Source organism: Aneurinibacillus migulanus (assembly GCF_001274715.1).
Taxonomy (GTDB): Bacteria; Bacillota; Bacilli; order Aneurinibacillales; family Aneurinibacillaceae; genus Aneurinibacillus; species Aneurinibacillus migulanus.
This window is the reverse complement of record NZ_LGUG01000004.1, coordinates 3184773-3202570: the sequence shown is the minus strand read 5'-3', so window position 1 is coordinate 3202570 and position 17798 is coordinate 3184773. Positions and strand designations below refer to the sequence as shown.

The 17798-nt window shown below is 38.6% G+C and carries 19 protein-coding genes and 1 pseudogene; 19 read left to right on the top strand and 1 reads right to left on the bottom strand.

Going from position 1 to position 17798, the window contains the following annotated elements; genetic code table 11:
- The first annotated feature begins 12 nt into the window (after window positions 1–12).
- The 18 genes and pseudogenes from AF333_RS17195 to AF333_RS17120 all read left to right on the top strand — a co-directional run bounded on the left by AF333_RS17195 (window position 13) and on the right by AF333_RS17120 (window position 16266).
- Entirely contained in the window at window positions 13–441 is a 429-nt protein-coding gene (locus AF333_RS17195) for a hypothetical protein (RefSeq protein ID WP_043064626.1), read from the top strand.
- Window positions 442–884: 443 nt separating this feature from the next.
- Window positions 885–2384 (top strand): serine hydrolase domain-containing protein, encoded by a 1500-nt coding sequence (locus tag AF333_RS17190; protein WP_043064627.1) that lies wholly within the window; start codon window positions 885–887, stop codon window positions 2382–2384.
- Window positions 2385–2460: 76 nt separating this feature from the next.
- A pseudogene (locus tag AF333_RS37810) lies at window positions 2461–2688 on the top strand (hypothetical protein); the annotation flags it as partial.
- A 137-nt stretch (window positions 2689–2825) separates the two neighbouring features.
- Window positions 2826–4016 carry a multidrug effflux MFS transporter gene (locus tag AF333_RS17185; protein WP_043064628.1) on the top strand — a complete coding sequence of 397 codons (1191 nt, stop codon included), beginning with the start codon at window positions 2826–2828 and terminating at the stop codon, window positions 4014–4016.
- Between the two features lie 273 nt (window positions 4017–4289).
- Window positions 4290–5255, top strand: coding sequence for a nucleotidyltransferase domain-containing protein (locus AF333_RS17180; protein ID WP_043064629.1), 966 nt, complete (start codon window positions 4290–4292; stop codon window positions 5253–5255).
- A gap of 127 nt (window positions 5256–5382) precedes the next feature.
- A complete protein-coding gene (locus tag AF333_RS17175; RefSeq protein WP_043064630.1) occupies window positions 5383–6126 on the top strand; it encodes an SDR family NAD(P)-dependent oxidoreductase in 744 nt (247 codons plus the stop codon).
- Between the two features lie 586 nt (window positions 6127–6712).
- Window positions 6713–7669: a sugar kinase gene (locus AF333_RS17170; protein WP_043064631.1), complete on the top strand. Its 957-nt coding sequence runs from the start codon at window positions 6713–6715 to the stop codon at window positions 7667–7669.
- 13 nt (window positions 7670–7682) lie between these two features.
- The gene (hxlB, locus tag AF333_RS17165; RefSeq protein WP_043064652.1) at window positions 7683–8228 is read left to right on the top strand and encodes a 6-phospho-3-hexuloisomerase; all 546 of its coding nucleotides are present in this window, start codon (window positions 7683–7685) and stop codon (window positions 8226–8228) included.
- Window positions 8229–8293: 65 nt separating this feature from the next.
- Entirely contained in the window at window positions 8294–9313 is a 1020-nt protein-coding gene (locus AF333_RS17160; RefSeq protein ID WP_043064632.1) for a zinc-binding alcohol dehydrogenase family protein, read from the top strand.
- A 12-nt stretch (window positions 9314–9325) separates the two neighbouring features.
- On the top strand, window positions 9326–9949 hold the full coding sequence (locus AF333_RS17155; RefSeq protein WP_043064633.1) for a bifunctional 2-keto-4-hydroxyglutarate aldolase/2-keto-3-deoxy-6-phosphogluconate aldolase: 624 nt from the start codon (window positions 9326–9328) through the stop codon (window positions 9947–9949).
- Between the two features lie 12 nt (window positions 9950–9961).
- Window positions 9962–11038, top strand: a complete 1077-nt coding sequence (uxuA, locus tag AF333_RS17150; RefSeq protein ID WP_043064634.1) for a mannonate dehydratase — start codon at window positions 9962–9964, stop codon at window positions 11036–11038.
- Window positions 11035–11871 (top strand): SDR family oxidoreductase, encoded by an 837-nt coding sequence (locus AF333_RS17145; protein ID WP_043064635.1) that lies wholly within the window; start codon window positions 11035–11037, stop codon window positions 11869–11871. Before uxuA ends, AF333_RS17145 begins: the two co-directional genes overlap by 4 nt.
- A gap of 28 nt (window positions 11872–11899) precedes the next feature.
- Window positions 11900–12241: an orotidine 5'-phosphate decarboxylase / HUMPS family protein gene (locus AF333_RS31940; RefSeq protein WP_080787619.1), complete on the top strand. Its 342-nt coding sequence runs from the start codon at window positions 11900–11902 to the stop codon at window positions 12239–12241.
- Window positions 12242–12380: 139 nt separating this feature from the next.
- Window positions 12381–13391: a LacI family DNA-binding transcriptional regulator gene (locus tag AF333_RS17135; RefSeq protein ID WP_043064636.1), complete on the top strand. Its 1011-nt coding sequence runs from the start codon at window positions 12381–12383 to the stop codon at window positions 13389–13391.
- A gap of 171 nt (window positions 13392–13562) precedes the next feature.
- On the top strand, window positions 13563–14798 hold the full coding sequence (locus tag AF333_RS17130) for an MFS transporter (RefSeq protein ID WP_043064637.1): 1236 nt from the start codon (window positions 13563–13565) through the stop codon (window positions 14796–14798).
- Between the two features lie 139 nt (window positions 14799–14937).
- Window positions 14938–15672 (top strand): mannitol dehydrogenase family protein, encoded by a 735-nt coding sequence (locus tag AF333_RS17125; protein WP_052811833.1) that lies wholly within the window; start codon window positions 14938–14940, stop codon window positions 15670–15672.
- Entirely contained in the window at window positions 15650–15817 is a 168-nt protein-coding gene (locus tag AF333_RS33770) for a hypothetical protein (RefSeq protein WP_158502322.1), read from the top strand. The genes AF333_RS17125 and AF333_RS33770 overlap by 23 nt, the downstream gene beginning before the upstream one ends.
- On the top strand, window positions 15769–16266 hold the full coding sequence (locus AF333_RS17120) for a zinc-binding dehydrogenase (protein ID WP_052811835.1): 498 nt from the start codon (window positions 15769–15771) through the stop codon (window positions 16264–16266). The genes AF333_RS33770 and AF333_RS17120 overlap by 49 nt, the downstream gene beginning before the upstream one ends.
- A gap of 222 nt (window positions 16267–16488) precedes the next feature.
- Here AF333_RS17120 and AF333_RS17115 read toward each other — a convergent pair whose 3' ends face one another.
- Complete coding sequence (locus AF333_RS17115; RefSeq protein ID WP_043064638.1) at window positions 16489–16962, bottom strand: DinB family protein; 474 nt, start codon at window positions 16960–16962, stop codon at window positions 16489–16491.
- A gap of 321 nt (window positions 16963–17283) precedes the next feature.
- On the opposite strand from AF333_RS17115, the gene AF333_RS17110 reads away from it, so the two are divergent.
- Complete coding sequence (locus AF333_RS17110) at window positions 17284–17784, top strand: hypothetical protein (protein ID WP_043064639.1); 501 nt, start codon at window positions 17284–17286, stop codon at window positions 17782–17784.
- Window positions 17785–17798: the final 14 nt, after the last annotated feature.

The following is a 17798-nucleotide window of genomic DNA, read 5'->3' as shown; positions in this document are numbered from 1 at the left end:
AGAGGCCGCTTTTTGCCCCAGTCAGGCGGGACAGCAAAACATCTGGGTAGACGCGAAGAGGAAGACGAAAAGCTTTGTTTGTGTCCCGTTGAGATGGCCTTTTCCTCTCGGAACAATCAACAGGTGTGTTATTTATGTTTTATATGTTTGTATCGCGGAATAATACAAGGTTCTCCATGCACTGGGTTTTCTGCAGGAAATCTGGAATGTGCCATTTCAATTGGATGTTTAGTTATTGGGATAGCGATTGTCATTCTATTTAGTGGATGTGCTCCTATAGATGATAAGTCTGATACTGAGAAAGAAAAAGTATCATCTAAACAAACAGGAACACAACAAAATTCTTCCAATACAGAAAATCAAAATAAAAATGAAAAGCCGGATCATACATTGAAAAATACAAATACAAAAGAATCCTCCAGAGCTATTCCTCCAATGTAAGATTAATGTAAGAGTGTAGACAGATGCAGGAAAGTATCCTTCGCTAGAATGAGTAATGGGTATGGAAAAGGACAAGAATGATAAGTTTAACTACTTATAAAGATGTGCCGTAAAGAAGCAAACTTGGAACTAGAATCACCTTTTCTATTACGCTTCCCATACATTAGGAAGAGCCCGAATTGTAATCTTCAGTTCAAATTGAGGACAAATTCGGGCTTTATACTGTCATTAGTAATCACTGTGAGGTTACATCAACGATGGCTACTTCGACGGAATTGCAGAACAGCTTGAACTTAGGGAGCAACAGAATAATATGATGGTGGAACACACAACGGATCAATCACATTTTTATGTGAAGGAGGGTAACAAACAATTAATTCTGTCTAACGCCAGCTTTGGCAGCCGGACGATTCTTCATTACTAATCGAAGGGGAACACCAAACATGAGCTTAAATAGAACAACAGTTAAAAAGAGAAGAAATAAAATCAATGTAATCCTGATGTCGGTAATGTTTTTTTTTCATATTTTTTTAGGAACGGAAGCTAGTGCGAAGCCGGTTTTCAACGGATCCAAGGTAGATCAGTATATGGAGAAGGCCATGGAACGTCTTGGGATTCCTGGAGCTTCTATAGGAATCGTAAAAGGAGATAAGCTCATTTATTTGAAAGGTTATGGGGTGGCGGGTCCCGAACAGGCGCCGGTCACGCCACAAACTCCTTTTGTGCTCGGTTCTACATCTAAATCAATCACTGCATTGGCAACCATGCAGTTAGTTGATGAAGGGAAAGTTAAACTTGATGCGCCTGTACAGACTTATTTACCGTGGTTTCGTTTAGCGGATGAAGAAGCCTCTGCCAAGATTACAGTCAAGGACCTGCTTCATCAAACGAGTGGAATTTCTACGTATGAAGGAAGAGCTACACTCGTGTCAGATGATATCCCTATCGATGATTTTATCCGTAGGATGAAAAGTGTTCCACTTGCTCAACCCGTTGGATCTATGTACCAATATTCAAACCTGAACTATGATATTTTAGGCGGAATTATTCAAAAGGCTTCACAGCAGCCTTATGGCGATTATGTCAGGGAACACATATTTAAGCCTTTAAACATGAGGCATAGTACAGCTTATGTTGAAGAAGCTAAGGGATATGGTTTGGCGACAGGTCATCAGACTATTTTTGGCTTTGTCGTTCCCACCAAACAATTGAGCCATACAGGAGGAGTTCCGGATGGCAGTTTGATATCGAGTGCAGAAGATATGTCCAATTATCTGATCGCCCAGATGAATGGCGGGCGTTTTAGTAATCGTGTGGTTTTGTCTGAAGCAAGTGTCAATCAAATGCATAAGCCTGCTGTTTCTACCGGTGATGATACATTTTATGGTATGGGGTGGGGCATTAAAGGCAATATAATTGAGCACAGTGGTGCAACGGAGAACTCTTCCTCTTATCTAATGATGGACGGCGAGTATGGTGTTGTCTTGCTGTTTAACTCCATAGATTACATGGTTAGCTATGATCAAATTGTATTAGGGATCAAAGAAGTGCTGCACGGGGGTGAACCATCGGTAGATGAACTGCCTAACTTCAAAGCGACTTACTTAATTGTTGATTTGATCCTTTTGATTCTTGTTGCTTTGTATATTCTGTCACTCCGCAGCTTGTTTAAATGGAGAAATAAATACAAAGTAACGAGACTGGGTTCCATAATCAGTATCACCTTGCTTTTGTTGCTTAACATATTGGTTCCTTTGGGTATCTTAGTAGGCATTCCCAAGTTCCTTGTTCCCTGGCCTGTAGCTCTGGTGTTTCTACCAGGTATCACCCATTTTCTTTTAATCTTTTCCTTGCTCTTATTAGTTGTGGGTGTCATCAAGGCGGTAAATTTGGCAAGATTTGTGGTTAGATCCCAAAAACAAGGCAACGGGAACCATGTATAGGAGTTTAGCTAAGATATGTGTAAAAATAAGTTATAAGCTTACTTTTATTTCTTTAATAATGGTATCACCATAGTAAAGAAGAAAAAGATATGCAACATCCTTGATGGAGTATTTTGAAAACATATCATCAACTAAAAAATATTCTCTTCAACCGATCAACTTAATACAAGTGTGCAAAAAAGTATTTGAATCAAATGGATTTATTCGCAGTGGATTTGTTGAAAATTTAGACGAAGGGGGCCCAGAGACTATTTATTTTAAGTCAGATTTTCTGTTTTGGAGAGCGTTCTTATTTTTGCTATAATGTTTGGTATATATCCCCCTATAAATGTAAAGGTGAAAAAGATGCTCTCATTTGCTAGACTGATCAAATGTAAACCCCCTATTCCGTAATTTCTTTATAAGCTAATTGAGATTTTCAGATTATAGGGGGCATTAACTGTGGAAAGAAAAATCTCAACACCATCATTGTTTCTGTTAATTATCCTTGTGGGTTTCCCGCAAATTAGTGAAACGATTTATACACCTTCTTTACCCGATATAACCAATAATCTCCATGCAAGTAGCAACATGGTCCAACTGACACTTAGTATTTACTTTCTTGGTTTCGCTTTTGGCGTTTTTTGCTGGGGAAGGCTATCTGATTCTATAGGACGGCGTCCTGCAATGCTATGGGGAATATTAGTTTATGGTATAGGATGCCTTGGTTGTTACCTGTCAGATTCGGTTGAATGGTTATTATTAAGCCGATTCATTCAGGCTTTTGGTGCTAGTACCGGTTCTGTGGTTACACAGACCATTTTAAGGGAGAGTATTGACGGCACCAAGCGTCATGCTGTGTTTGCCCAAATTTCAGCCGCTCTTGCCTTTACTCCGGCAATCGGGCCCTTAATTGGAGGCTGGGTAGATCAATCGCTTGGATTTAAGGCTGTTTTCTTCACTCTCGTTGTGATAAGTGTGGCAATTTTTATGTACACGTTTGTTTCTCTGCCTGAAACAAGAGTGTCTACACCTTCGAATATTAATACACTCTCTGTAGCCAAACGCCTGGTTTTTGACATTAGGATATGGGCCTTTGGTTTTTTAATTGGGGCAACAAATGGCATATTGTTTAGTTACTATGCTGAAGCCCCATTTATTTTCATTGAATTTTTCCATATGGCACCTGGTGTGTTTGGTTTTTTTGGTGTTTTCGTAGCATTGTCTTCTATACTTGGTGCGATGCTATCGAAAAGACTTTTAACTAAATTTCCAGCAGAGAAAATCATCCTTATTGGCTCTATGGTAACGACGCTGGGAGCAGTGTGTCTCACTAGTTTCACACTTTATGGAGTGAACCCGTCCGTTATCTCTTTGTCTTTAATGGTAGCCTTTATCTTTACACTTCTGCTGGGGATTGGTATTGCTATTCCAAACTGCCTAAGTTTAGCGCTCGTTCATTATAGCGATGTACTCGGTACCGCAGGTGCCATTTTTGGACTAGGTTACTATGTTGTAGTTAGTCTTATCACTAGTGGCATGAGTTACCTTCATAACGGTTCATTAGTAACGATGCCTATATATTTTCTAATATTGGCGATACTCATGGTACTTGTTAGCAAAAAGATTATTGTTAACCATAAAACAAAGTAGCTGATTATCATGACAAAGGCCATGATAATTGAATGCGTGGTCCTTTATTAGGACACCTTATGTAAACAATTCTGGTCATTGGTTTATCGTCTTAAGCATTTTAGACGTACTCAAAGGTGCTAGAGCAATTACAAAAGCATCGAAAAGCCGATTTTCTGTTTAAAGAAAATCGGCTTTTTCATGGTTCGGTTTATTACTCCAGGTTGTTGAACAAGGATTTCCTTATGGAATTAGAGAAAGTATATATTTATGACAGAATATCGGAGGAGAATAATGCGGGATAAGAGTGAGAATTTGCTTCGGATTGCTAAAGATTTTATTAGAGAGTCTAACATAGATGTCATTTATGCTTTTGTTGGGGGTTCAGTAGGAAGAGGTGAAGCTGACAAGTATAGTGATGTGGACTTAACTATTTACACAAACACTAATTTAAGCTCAAGCAAATCTGATGTTATTTATAATGGTGAAATTATTCAATTAGAAACATTACATACAGATGAGTTACCAAATCAACATATGATTGAAGATTCTCCGTGGGACTACCGATTTTTAAATGAAGCTACTATTATTAAAGATAAAGAGGATAAATTTAGTAAGAGTAAACAATGGGCTACTGATTATTTTGGATCTGAAAACGGTAAAAAAAAGATGATTGAACAAGTTTCAGAAATAGTTAAAGAAAGAACAATATATGCTGTTGATTACTTAAAACAACATAAATTGTATTCCGCAACTCACGCTTCTATGGGGGCTTGGGCAGAGGCTGGGTTTTTATATTTATTTCTTGAGCATAATTCACTTTCAACCGGGCTTTTACTTCCTCGAATTCAAAACCTTAAAGTGCACTTTGAGGAATTTAAACGTGTATCTCCTTTTTCTATAATAGAAGATTTATCAGAAGTGCCTATAATACTTAACCGATTACGCAAGTATCTGAGGAAGCAAGGGCATTCATGTATTGGTCTATGTGATATTCACAATACTTTATGTGAAAGGAAAGCCCAGCGATTACTTAACAATAATGAAGGTCTCAATTTACTTTGGCAAATGTATGGAGAAGCTTTATGGCTTTATTTTGAAACATCAAATGGGCTATCTTTTGAACAATATTTTGACAGCTTGCCCAGCGAATTACAAAACGATTTATCGAAGATTGGATTTGTTCCTTTAGAGGAGAAAAAAGTAAGAGAATTATGTAGGTTAAGTGATGAACTTTTAACCTTCTCTTGTTCAACTTAATTCATTTCTCGTATGTCGAATAGAACATTAACTTTATGGTGTTTCTATTAAGTTCATAAATATAAACAATAGGAACAAACAACGTAGACAGGAACATGAATAAAAAAACAAAAGGAGTGAAAAAAGGATGAATGGAAAAGTAGCAATCGTAACAGGAGCAAGTCGAGGGATTGGTGCTGCTACGGCAAAAACATTGGCTGGGCGCGGAGCAAAGGTAGTTGTAAATTATGCAAGGAATGCAACAGCAGCAGAAGAAGTGGTGGCATCGATCAAGGAAAAAGACGGAGAAGCGATAGCTATACAAGCAGATGCCAGAAATGTGGAGCAAATGAATAACCTCGTGGAAGAGACCGTAAAAACATATGGAACCGTAGACATCCTCGTTCATAATGCCGGTATGAGCTTTGTGAAGAAGTCATTTGAGGATATGTCATGGGATGAATTTATTCAGAAAACGAATGATGAACTTCAGGCTGCTTTCGTGTCTACAAAGGTTGTACTGCCTTATATGAAGAAGCAGAATTATGGAAAGCTTGTCTATGTATCTAGCGGTTTAAGTAATCATCCGGGACCTAATTTCATTTCACATGGCACATCAAAAGGAGCTCTAAATAGTTTTGTCAGATATATTGCCCAAGAGCTAGGGAGTCAAGGCATTACAGCAAATGTCGTCTCTCCAGGATTAGTAGAGACAGATGCGACAGCTTCTATACCTGAAGGATTTAAACAACAACAAGCGGCTTTTCTCCCACTTGGTCGAATTGGACAACCTAAGGATATTGCAAAAGCCATTGCTTTTTATGCCAGTGATGATAGTGCTTACCTAACAGGAAGTTATTTGCCCGTCAGTGGTGGAGGCGAAATGAATTAACCTATAGATGAAATGAGGGTGCCCTAAAATTGATGGGGCACCCTTCTTCGATACCGTATATACGCATAGAAAACAGTAAGCATCCTATATGTTGTATTCCATTTCAGACCAAACAACTTTTTAGGTCAGCCTCAAACATTTTTCAACCAACAAGAAAATATGGAAAAGACGATAGCATTGGATAATCCACATGCTGGAGTACGGGAAACTATATAAATTACACTTGATATTTTGACAGGGTAGCGTGGTTGGAAGGAGGCGATTCAGAAAAAGAAGAGGTTGGATGCGCCCTGCGCTCCAGCAGAAGAAAGGTAAACGTGTCTTTTTCCGGCAGCTCCCTCCCACCACAAAATGTGTCGATGTATCAAATCAGATGTATATATTATGACTGAGTATGTGCTATTTTTCATAGCCAATTCAAAGTCAACAGAATTTTTGTGATTTTTCTGTTGACTTTGAAAGGGGTTTCAATTAAAATTTCACTAAACCGGTTCACTAAACCGATTTAGTTAAAAGATTGGAATTTTTAATTTACTAGAATGAAATGTTTTTTGAATGGTGGTAGAGGGTGTTAGGAGGAAAGAAGATGACATCGAACTTTGGTGTGTTCACTTTGGGGGACGCAATGATTACGATGAATCCATCGGTGACAGGCCCACTAAGGTTTGTTTCGAATTTTGAAAGAAAAGTGGGCGGAGCTGAATTGAATTTTGCCATTGGCTGTGCTCGCTTAGGTTTGCGAACGAAATGGGTGAGCCGCTTAGGAAAAGATGAGTTTGGTCGTGTCATCGACCATTTTGCTCGTGGAGAAGGTATTGATATGAGCGATGTTCATTTTGTTGATGGGTACCCTACTTCATTAAACTTTAAAGAAATTCGGGAGGACGGCTCGGGAAAAACGTTTTATTACCGTTATCAATCGCCAATTTTGACTATGGAGCCCGAAGATATTAAGGACTCTATGTTTGAAGGAATTGACCTTGTTCATATTACAGGCGTTTATTTGGCAATCGATCCAAAAAATATTTTGATTGCGAAGCGTGTGATTGAGGTTGCAAAAAGAAAAGGAATTATAGTTTCGTTTGATCCAAATATACGCTTGAAATTGTGGACCATCGAAGAGGCACGAAAAGCCTATTTTGCTCTTTTTTCTTCTGTTGATCTTTTACTCACAGGAAGAGAAGAGATTCGATTAATTTTGGGAGATGACCATGATGAGGCACTTGCTTCATTTGCGAAAAAATACGCAATTGATCAATTAGTTATCAAAGATGGTGAAAACGGATCGAAGTTGTATACGAATGGAATGTGGTATGAAAAAGAAGCGTTTTCTGTCGTACCTATCGATACGGTAGGGGCAGGAGATGGCTTTGACGCCGGATACATTTATGCATTATTAAACGGTTATTCTTGTGAAGAACGATTGGTTTTTGCGAACGGTGTTGGCGCTATGGTGACAACTGTTTCTGGAGATAATGAAGGTTTACCCTATTTAGAAGAGGTGATGTCTTTTATTCGTCAGGAATCGGTTATTGAAAGATAAGGCGGTGGAAACAGTGTCAACCATTCAATTTATACTGGACGAAGTCAATTCGGTATTAAAAGGCTGCTGTAATCGAGAATATGAATTTTTTGTTTCGCTCTTGAAGCGGGAATCGCGCTTTTTCTTCGCAGGGGAAGGTCGCTCAGGATTAGTCGCGAAAATGATAGCAATGCGATTAATGCATAGTGGCAAGACTGTATTCGTTATCGGAGAAACGACGACTCCCGCAATAGGAGTAGGTGATGTGCTGATTATCTTATCAGGATCTGGCCAAACACCAATGATTAAACAAATTGGGCAATCCGCTTCAAGTACAGGTGCATTGGTTTGTGTTGTGACGACAAATACAAAGGTTAAGCATTTTACCTGGTGTTCAGCAATTTTACACGTTCCAGCGGCTACCAAATATCGATTGGAAGGAGAGCCTTCAACAATTCAACCACTAGGTAATCAATTTGATCAAGCTGCTCATTTGTTGTTAGATGCAGCAATTATTGATAGTTTATCGAAGAATCAAACGAACGATTCATTGAAAAAACAGCACGCAAACCTGGAATAGGGGACTTTAGAAGGTATTTCAATTGCGCTGAATGTATATGAATTTTTGACAAAGTAGGTGTAAAGATGAGAGCAGTTCAAGTACAAAAAGCACATGAACTTCTTATACAAGAAGTTGAAAAACCAAGGGTCGAAAATACGACAGATGTTTTAGTTAAGGTCAAACGCGTTGGTATTTGTGGTTCAGATATGCATATTTATCATGGGACGAATCCATTAGCAACATTGCCGAGAGTGGCAGGGCATGAAGTAGCGGGCGAAGTCGTTGAAGTAGGGGATGATGTTAAAACAATTCAAGTGGGCGACCATGTGGTGGTAGAGCCTATTCGCTACTGTGGCACATGTTACGCATGTAGAAAAGGACGACCCAATGTTTGCGCATCCTTATCGGTTTTTGGAGTTCATGAAGATGGTGGAATGCGCGAATGGTTTGTACTGCCTGAGAAACAAATACACGTTGTTGATTCGAGCTTACCATGGGATGAAATTGTGTTAGCTGAGCCTTATACGATTGGTGCTCAAGCCGTTTGGAGAGGACAAGTGGAAAAGGGTGATACGGTCTTGATTCAGGGAGCCGGCCCAATTGGAATTTGTATTCTGAAAATGGCGAAGCTACAAGGTGCAACCGTTATGATTACGGATTTAAATGATGAGCGTTTATTTTTTGCAAAAGAAAACGGAGCAGATATTGTTATTAATGCATCACGTGAAAATATTCGAGAGACTGTGACCCAGCGGACAAAAGGGGAAGGTGTGAATGTTGTCATTGATGCGGTTTGCCTACCCATGACATTTGAACTTTCGGTAGACGTTGTTTCTCCGGCTGGAACTGTTGTCGTATTAGGATTTGATGAGCGACCTGCCCCGATCTCACAGCTCCCTATTACAAAAAAAGAAGTAACTATTGTAGGGTCTCGTTTACAAACCAACCAATTTCCGAAGGTAGTCAGTTTATTGAATGGAAGAAAGTTGACACACAATGGGTTGGTTACACACACATTTCCTTTGGAGAAAGTTCAAGATGCGTTTGATTTTGTGGAGAAGTACCCTGACAAAGTACGAAAAGCATTAATTGTATTCGATTGAGGAGGCAGAACGTTGAACAATAAATATACAGTTTTGCAGAAATTAACAGAATCGAAAGTAGTTGCCGTAATAAGAGGTGAGAATGCAGAGGAAGCCATTCAGTTGTCAAAAGCTGCAGTAGAAGGTGGTATTCAAGCGATTGAAATAACGTATACCACACCTAACGCTACAGATGTTTTTCATGCACTAGAACAGTCAAACGCTTTGTTAGGTGCAGGTTCGGTTTTGGACCCTGAAACAGCTAGACATGCTCTTTTGGCAGGAGCACAATTTATCGTCAGTCCTCATTTTAATAAAGAGATTGCGATCCTTTGCAATCGTTATAGTGTACCTTATTTACCAGGATGTATGACAATTAATGAGATGGTGAAGGCACTTGAATCTGGATGTGATGTATTGAAGTTATTCCCTGCGAATAACTTTGAACCTTCCTTCATCCGTTCCATAAATGGACCTCTTCCAAACGTTCAAATCATGCCGACAGGTGGAATCCATCTGGGTAATATGAAGGAATGGATACAAGCTGGTGCAGTTGCAGTGGGCATAGGTAGTGACTTGAATAAAGCATATCGAAAGGGCGGATATGAAGCAGTTGTCACCCTTAGTCAAACATACATGCAAAAAAGTGTGGAATAGTGGAGGTGCAATATGAATATAACTTTTCGTTGGTATGGTCGAGATAATGACACGGTGTCTTTAGAACAAGTGAAGCAAATTCCGGGAACTAAAGGAATCGTCTGGGCTTTGCATCAAAAGCCTGTTGGTGAGGTTTGGGAAAAGGATGAAATTCAAGAGGAAGTAAATTACATCCAATCCTTTGGCTTTCATACAGACGTAGTCGAGAGTGTAAACGTTCATGAATCCATTAAATTGGGAAATGAAGATCGGATGAAGTATATTGAAAATTATAAACAAACGATTCGAAACCTTGCAGAGGCGGGTGTAAAAGTCATTTGTTATAATTTCATGCCAATTTTTGATTGGACACGGACAGAAATGTTTCATCCATTAGAAGATGGCTCAACCGCTTTATTTTATGAAAAAGCGAAAGTAGATAATTTAGACCCGCAAGAATTAATTCGAACCGTTTCGGAAGCTTCGGATTTAACACTACCAGGATGGGAGCCTGAAAAGATGGCTCGTATTTCTGAATTGTTTGAGGCCTACAAAGCAATTGATGAAGAACAACTATGGACCAATCTAGGTATTTTCTTGAAAGAAATTTTGCCGGTTGCAGAGGAATGTGGCGTGCAAATGGCGATCCATCCTGATGATCCACCATGGTCCATCTTTGGACTGCCACGGATTATTACAGGAGCAGCAAGCTATGAACGATTGTTTGCTATTTCAGATTCCCCGTCTAATGGAATCACAATGTGCACAGGTTCAATGGGGGCGAATCCTGCTAATGATATGGTTCAAATAGCAGAAAAATACGCATCTCGTGCACCTTTTTCACATATTCGGAATGTGAAGATTTATGAGAATGGAGATTTTGTTGAAACATCTCACTACACACAAGACGGGTCTATTGATATAAAAGGTGTTGTCGAAGCATTGCACAACCAAAATTATGCTGGGTATGTTAGACCTGACCATGGTCGCCATATTTGGGGAGAAGTATGTCGTCCCGGCTATGGTCTTTATGACAGAGCATTGGGGATTATGTATTTACTTGGTCTGTGGGATGCATATGAGACAAAACAGAAAGGTCAATCTGTATGATACCATTACACGAAAACTTAAAAAATAGAGTAGCTGTGATCACGGGAGGTAGCGGTGTACTGTGTTCCCAGATGGCGAGAGAATTAGCAAGGCATGGGGTTAAAGTAGCGATATTAAATCGCACTGCTGAAAAAGGACAAAAAATTGCCGATGAAATTCAAGAAAATGGTGGAGTAGCCATTTCGATTTCAACAGATGTATTAAGCCGAAAATCCCTTGAAGAAGCAAAGGAAGAAGTTATTGCTGCATTTGGTCACGTAAATATACTAATTAATGGCGCGGGAGGTAATCATCCGACTGCTATTACTGACTCAGAAATTTATGATGAAGAATCTCCAGGAAAATCCTTTTTTGATCTAGAAGAGCAAGGATTTTTACACGTTTTTGATAGCAATTTCACGGGTTCGTTTTTGGCAAGTCAGGTGTTCGGTTCTGAGCTGTTAAAGGCAGAGTCACCGGTCATTGTGAATATTTCATCTATGAGTGCTTACGCACCTATGACTAAGGTTCCTGCCTACAGTGCGGCAAAATCCGCTATTAATAACTTTACAATGTGGATGGCTGTTCATTTTGCCGAAACAGGTTTGCGCGTGAATGCCATCGCTCCAGGTTTCTTTTTGACAACACAAAATCGAAATTTGTTACTTGATGAAGATGGTAATTATACAGCTCGATCACAAAAAATTTTAGCAGGTACTCCAATGAAGCGATTTGGTCAACCAAAAGATTTACTTGGGACATTACTATGGCTTGTGGATAATGAATATTCTGGCTTTGTAACAGGTGTTACAGTTCCAGTAGACGGAGGGTTTATGGCTTATTCCGGTGTATAAATTCCTAACGACTTTTTCATCGAGGTGAATAAAAATTAAAATACAATTAGCCCTGGATCGCCTAGACTGGTCCCGTTGTTTTCAACTGATTAAAGAAGTACGGGAATGTGTTGATTTAGTAGAGATTGGTACAGGCATTATTAAAGAGTATGGAATGGCCATTGTACGTGAAGTACGACAAAACTACCCTCTTTTACCGATTGTTACAGATATGAAGATCTGTGATACAGGAAGGTTTGAAGCTATGCAGGCGTTTCAAGCTGAAGCTGATTGTATTACGGTTATGGGCTTTGCGCCCATACCAACCATTCTAGAGGCCCATCAAGTTGCAGAAACGATTAAAAACAAATTTTCAAAAAAATCATTGTAAAGCGTTTTCATCTACGTTATAATTTTGCTACACTTAATATAAATCGTTTTACTAAATCGTTTTACTTTATCCATGCAATGAGAAACTTGTTTTAGTAGAATGAATAATTCACATGAGTAGCAAAAGATGGGATGAAAAGATGAAGAATATCACAATATCAGATGTAGCGAAACACGCAAATGTGTCGAAAAGTACGGTCTCTCAGTTTTTGAACAAACGATACGATTACATGAGTGAGAAGACGAGGAAAAAAATTGAAGCAACGATTAAGGAGCTAAACTACCAACCCAATATTGTAGCAAGAAGTTTAAAGCAGAAATCGACCTTTACTGTTGGCGTTGTTGTTGCAAATATTTTGCATACGTTTTCTACGCATATTATACGTGCTATTGAAGATTTTTTTCATAAACATGATTTTCACATTATTGTCTGTAACGCAGATGATCAACCTGAAAAAGAAAGAAAATATATAGAAATGTTGCGAGCAAAACAGGTGGATGGCATTATTATATTTCCCACAGGGGGAAATATCGATTTATACGAGCAGATGAAACAAGACGAGTTCCCGATTGTCTTCATGGACAGAACAATTGAACATATAGAGATTGAAACGGTCATGTTAGATAATCATTTGGCCGCTCAATTGGCCGTAAATCAGTTTGTTCAAAACGGATACAATCGAATTGCCATTGTGACCACGTCCATCATTCGAAATATTAGTCCGCGTGTGGAAAGAATTCAAGGATATAAAGATGCTCTGAATTCTCACGGGATTGAAGTAAACGAAGCTTACATTAAGACAGTGGATGCCGATCAAATTTCTCTTGCTCTCACGGAATTGTTTCAATGCAAAACGCCTCCCCAAGCTATTTTGGCGGGAAATGATATTGTGCTTATTGAAGTGCTGAAATTTATGAAAGAAAACAACAAACAGATACCCGAGGATGTCGCAGTGATTGGAATCGATGAAGTTCCTTTTGCTAGTTTTTATACACCTCCTATAACAACGGTTGCACAACCGACAACAGAAATGGCGCAACAAGCAGTTGAACGATTACTTCAACAAATGAAAAAAGAAGAAGGACAGGAGCAATTTCCATTGATACAGCGTTTTGCGCCCACCCTTATAGTTAGAAGTTCTTGTTTATAAAAAATAAAAGGGTGAAAAAGGGATTTCCCTTTTTCACCCTAAAACTAAACCGGTTTACTTATAAACTGAAAAGAATGTTTTATCTCGTTTCCTTACAATTGAAGGCGTTTTCCTACTTTATTTAAAGAACAATTTTCAAATGGTTAAGGTGAAGAAAAAGGAGGAAATTGTGTGTTTTCAAAAGATAAATTACCCGTCATTATTTTGTTATTTTTAGCAGGTGTAATCAATTATTTAGATCGCTCTGCACTTTCGATCGCAGCTCCTTTTATCCAGGAGGATTTAACACTCACAGCTACTCAAATGGGGATTATTTTCAGTAGTTTCTCTGTCGGTTATGCAATTTTTAATTTTCTAGGAGGCGTTGCATCTGACAAGTATGGTGCTAAACTAACGTTATTTGTAGCGATGATTGTCTGGTCCCTTTTTAGTGGCGCTATCGCTTTAGCGGTTGGATTTGTAAGTCTAATCGTGATTCGAATTCTGTTCGGTATGGGTGAAGGTCCCTTGTCAGCTACGATTAATAAAATGGTCAACAACTGGTTTCCTGCTAATCAGCGTGCATCGGTAATCGGGTTAACAAATAGTGGTACACCACTAGGTGGAGCGATATCTGGACCAATCGTAGGGTTTATCGCCATTGCCTATAGTTGGAAAATTTCGTTTATTTTGATTATGGCTATTGGTTTAATTTGGGCTATTTTCTGGTGGAAATTTGTAAAAGAAAAACCAGCGAAAAATCCGAATGAAAACTCCGCTGTTCAAATCGAGGCTCAACCAAAAGAAAAAATACCTCTAACATTTTATTTGAAACAAAAAACAGTATTGTTTACTGCATTCGCATTTTTTGCTTATAACTATATTTTGTTTTTCTTCTTAACCTGGTTTCCAAGTTATCTAGTAGAAGCACGTGGTGTAAGTGTGAAAGATATGAGTATTATCACTGTTATTCCTTGGGTTTTAGGTTTTATTGGTCTTGCAGCAGGAGGCTTTGTTTCAGATTATGTGCTGAAGAAATTTGCTAACAAAGGTGTGCTTTTCTCAAGAAAAGTGATTCTTGTTTCTTGCTTGTTTGTATCTGCAATGTGTATCGGATTTGCTGGCCTCGTTTCAACCACTGTAAGCGCTGTAACACTTGTCGCTCTTTCCGTATTCTTTTTATACTTGACAGGTGCGATTTACTGGGCAATTATCCAGGATGTTGTCGATCAAAATAATGTAGGATCTGTTGGTGGGTTTATGCACTTTTTAGCTAACACAGCAGGTATTATTGGTCCGACACTAACCGGGTTTTTAGTTGATACTTCGGGAACGTTTACACCTGCATTTATACTTGCAGGCGGGTTAGCGATTTTTGCTTCTCTTGCTGTCGTTCGTTTTGTCCGACCGATTGTCAAAGCTGCGTAACGAATGGATGTATAAAGAGGGAGGATTGTATTTATTCAATTAGATAAGTATATCCTCTCCTTTTTTAGCATTTTACATATTGTTTAAAATGGCAGATTGAGAAGGGAAGAGTAAAGAGTGAAGATACAACGTTTTGTTTATGATTGAAGGCCCCTTGGATTTACCGGAGAAGCTACCATTTCGTCAAGTAGGACTAAATGTGAAATTTGAAGCTGTTGAGCCATACCGCAAATTAAAAGTCATGCTGTTGAATGGTCCCCATACGATGCTTGCAGTAGCGGGACTACTAAACGGTTTTCAAACGGTAAAAGAAGCGATGGAAAACAAGGTGGTTCATAGATGGATTCTTTCTACTATGGAGGATGAAATCATTCCTCATCTACCGGCGGAATTAAGATCAGAAGCACATCAATATGCTGATAGTGTCATCGATCGATTTTTAAATCCTTTTATTTATCACCGATTAATCGACATCAGTTTGAATAGCATTGCTAAATGGAAGACAAGGCTATTACCCAGTTTAAAGGCATTTTTTGAAAAAGAGGGTAAGCTTCCAAAAGGAATTGTGCTTAGTTTAGCAGGATTGTTTCAATTTTATCGTGTTGCTCAAGTTGGTGAACAGTTTATGAATGAAGAAAAATTCTATACCATTCGGGATAACTTCAATGATTTTCAGTTGTTCTACTCATGTTGGCAAACCTCGCAAACAGAGAAGGATTTACGAGCAGTTCTACAAAGGTTTATTGGAAAGCTCGTTTCTTATTTAGAAGAGCGTAGTCGTGTAATTCACGAAATACTGCTCCTTCAGAGCCGTGAGGGTATGTTACATACAATAGAAAGGATGACGGAAAGTGAAAACAATTATTTGTCGTGAACCTGGTGTGATGACATTAGAGGAAGTAAGGAATCCGACTTTAATAAAGCGAGATGACGTGAAAATTGCGATTAAACGAATTGGAAACCGATTGGTTTGGGCGTCGCAGCATTTGCGAAAGAAAAAGGTGCAAAAACGATTTTAATGGATATGAATGAAGAAAGACTTCGATTTTCCAAAGATTGGGCGTATGTAGATGAAACATTCTTGCCTTCAGAGGACAATGAATGTGTATTAAGAAGTCTAAATAATGGTGATCTGCCGACCATTGTGTTTGATGCTACAGGAAACAAAAATTCAATGACTGAGGCATTTAAATGGGTAGCGCATGGGGGGAAATTAGTCTATGTGGGCCTTGTAAAAGAACACATTGCTTTCTTTGACCCTGATTTCCAAGCAAAAGAGCTTACTTTATTTGCGAGCAGAAATACGACAAAAGAAGATTTTAATACAGTAATGGCAGCATTGTCATCCAAAAAAATAGATGCTAATGCGTATATCACCAAGAGAATTGCGTTTGAAGAAACGATTTCGTATTTTAAAGATAAATTTGTCTTTAAACTTGAATATATAGAACAAAAATACTACGTATAATATATACAGATTAAAAGTCAAGAAAAACCTTTATTTTACCATAAACAAATTATGTTAACATAAATTCAGATGTTTAATGAATCGCTCCAAACGATCTCAAACTCTTGATAGGTTTGATTAGAACATAAAAGAACACTATCCTTTTCTAATAACAAAGTAAAGGATAGTGTTCTTTTTTTACTTGATGATGGGGGCTGTCCTTTGAGTAAAAAGCTTAGCAGGTTACTCTTTGTACTGGCTTACTTTCAATAAACATGAGATGGTGGAGGAATGCATGGTTTCATGAATGAAAGCGAAATTAAACACCTCACCAACAGTTTCAAATCGTAGTGGTCCCATTTCAATCGGGGATTTTAGCGACTTATCTAATGTACTAGGAGATACGTCGGATAAGCTCTCAAGTTGTGCGGACAAATATTGAATAAGCTCTTCTTTCGTTGGAGGGGTATCGGTCCAGTCAGATGGTCTTGTTCCTGGCTTGAATAAACTGTTATAGGTTTCTGGAAGATTGGAGTCGAACGGAAAACCAAGGGATAGAAAGAAATCTAGGCAAGAAACGATGTGTCCGACATTCCATCTAATCGTATTGCTAAACGGCTGGGGTTGAACATCAAATAACTCCTCAGGAATCGCTTGAACTTGACGTATAACTAGCTGACGTACAGATTTAGCCGTATTTATTATAGCTTGAGACATAAAAAATCCCTCCATTCATTTTTTACCGTATAATCAAAAGGTAGAAAGTGGCACTCTCAGTGTTAGTATAATTAGTGGACACTCATTTATCAATGTATTATTTTTTTGTTTTAATTATTATTAATTATCTAAATAATGCAAGGTTGAGATAGTTGAAGCATTTTATGGTCATTTGTGAGGAATTCTCTTTCTCACGGGTAGCTCAGAAGATCGTAACCACTTAGTTGAATCTGAGTTAACAAATAAAATTGTTTGGGAACGAATAGAGAAGCGGATTACGATGGCTGAATCTGTTAAAATTCTTAGGGGGTGATGTAATCTATGAGGTATGTAAAAGCACAAGGTGTTGAAGAAGGTGAATTTTATTATTTTGAGATAGATGCAGACCGTATTGCATATAGGCAGATTGTCGTCATGGATGAGCAACAGGTTATGACATCGATTGCCCCTCATTTTCATCTGAATGAAAAAGCCATTGATTTTCTAATCGATGATGAATGGATCGATAAAAACGAGTTCGAAGTGCTTTGGAACAAGGCTATAGAGCCGTACCGAAAAGAGTGGAATCAGGCGAAACAGCAGTATGGGCCAGGACGGAGAGTCAAGGGTGCAATCGTAATGTTTTATCCGCAAGGTATTATTATCAAAATAAGCGATACTGTTTTCGCTGTTGCCAATGATGAAGAGGTCCGGAGTCAGGCAAAGGCGGAAAATCTTTACCCAGGTTATGAGATTCATGGAACTATACGAGCTTATGATGAAGACAACTTTTGGTTAGTACTCAAAGACTGCAATATGACTGGAGAGAAATTTTCGGGTTGATTCTCTGATTCTGT

Coding starts and splice junctions, on each gene's coding strand:
- AF333_RS17190 (WP_043064627.1), top strand. CDS start 885: ATGAGCTTAAATAGAACAACAGTTAAAAAGAGAAGAAATAAAATCAAT.
- AF333_RS17180 (WP_043064629.1), top strand. CDS start 4,290: ATGCGGGATAAGAGTGAGAATTTGCTTCGGATTGCTAAAGATTTTATT.
- AF333_RS17175 (WP_043064630.1), top strand. CDS start 5,383: ATGAATGGAAAAGTAGCAATCGTAACAGGAGCAAGTCGAGGGATTGGT.
- AF333_RS17170 (WP_043064631.1), top strand. CDS start 6,713: ATGACATCGAACTTTGGTGTGTTCACTTTGGGGGACGCAATGATTACG.
- AF333_RS17160 (WP_043064632.1), top strand. CDS start 8,294: ATGAGAGCAGTTCAAGTACAAAAAGCACATGAACTTCTTATACAAGAA.
- uxuA (WP_043064634.1), top strand. CDS start 9,962: ATGAATATAACTTTTCGTTGGTATGGTCGAGATAATGACACGGTGTCT.
- AF333_RS17145 (WP_043064635.1), top strand. CDS start 11,035: ATGATACCATTACACGAAAACTTAAAAAATAGAGTAGCTGTGATCACG.
- AF333_RS17135 (WP_043064636.1), top strand. CDS start 12,381: ATGAAGAATATCACAATATCAGATGTAGCGAAACACGCAAATGTGTCG.
- AF333_RS17125 (WP_052811833.1), top strand. CDS start 14,938: ATGATTGAAGGCCCCTTGGATTTACCGGAGAAGCTACCATTTCGTCAA.
- AF333_RS17115 (WP_043064638.1), bottom strand. CDS start 16,962: ATGTCTCAAGCTATAATAAATACGGCTAAATCTGTACGTCAGCTAGTT.
- AF333_RS17110 (WP_043064639.1), top strand. CDS start 17,284: ATGAGGTATGTAAAAGCACAAGGTGTTGAAGAAGGTGAATTTTATTAT.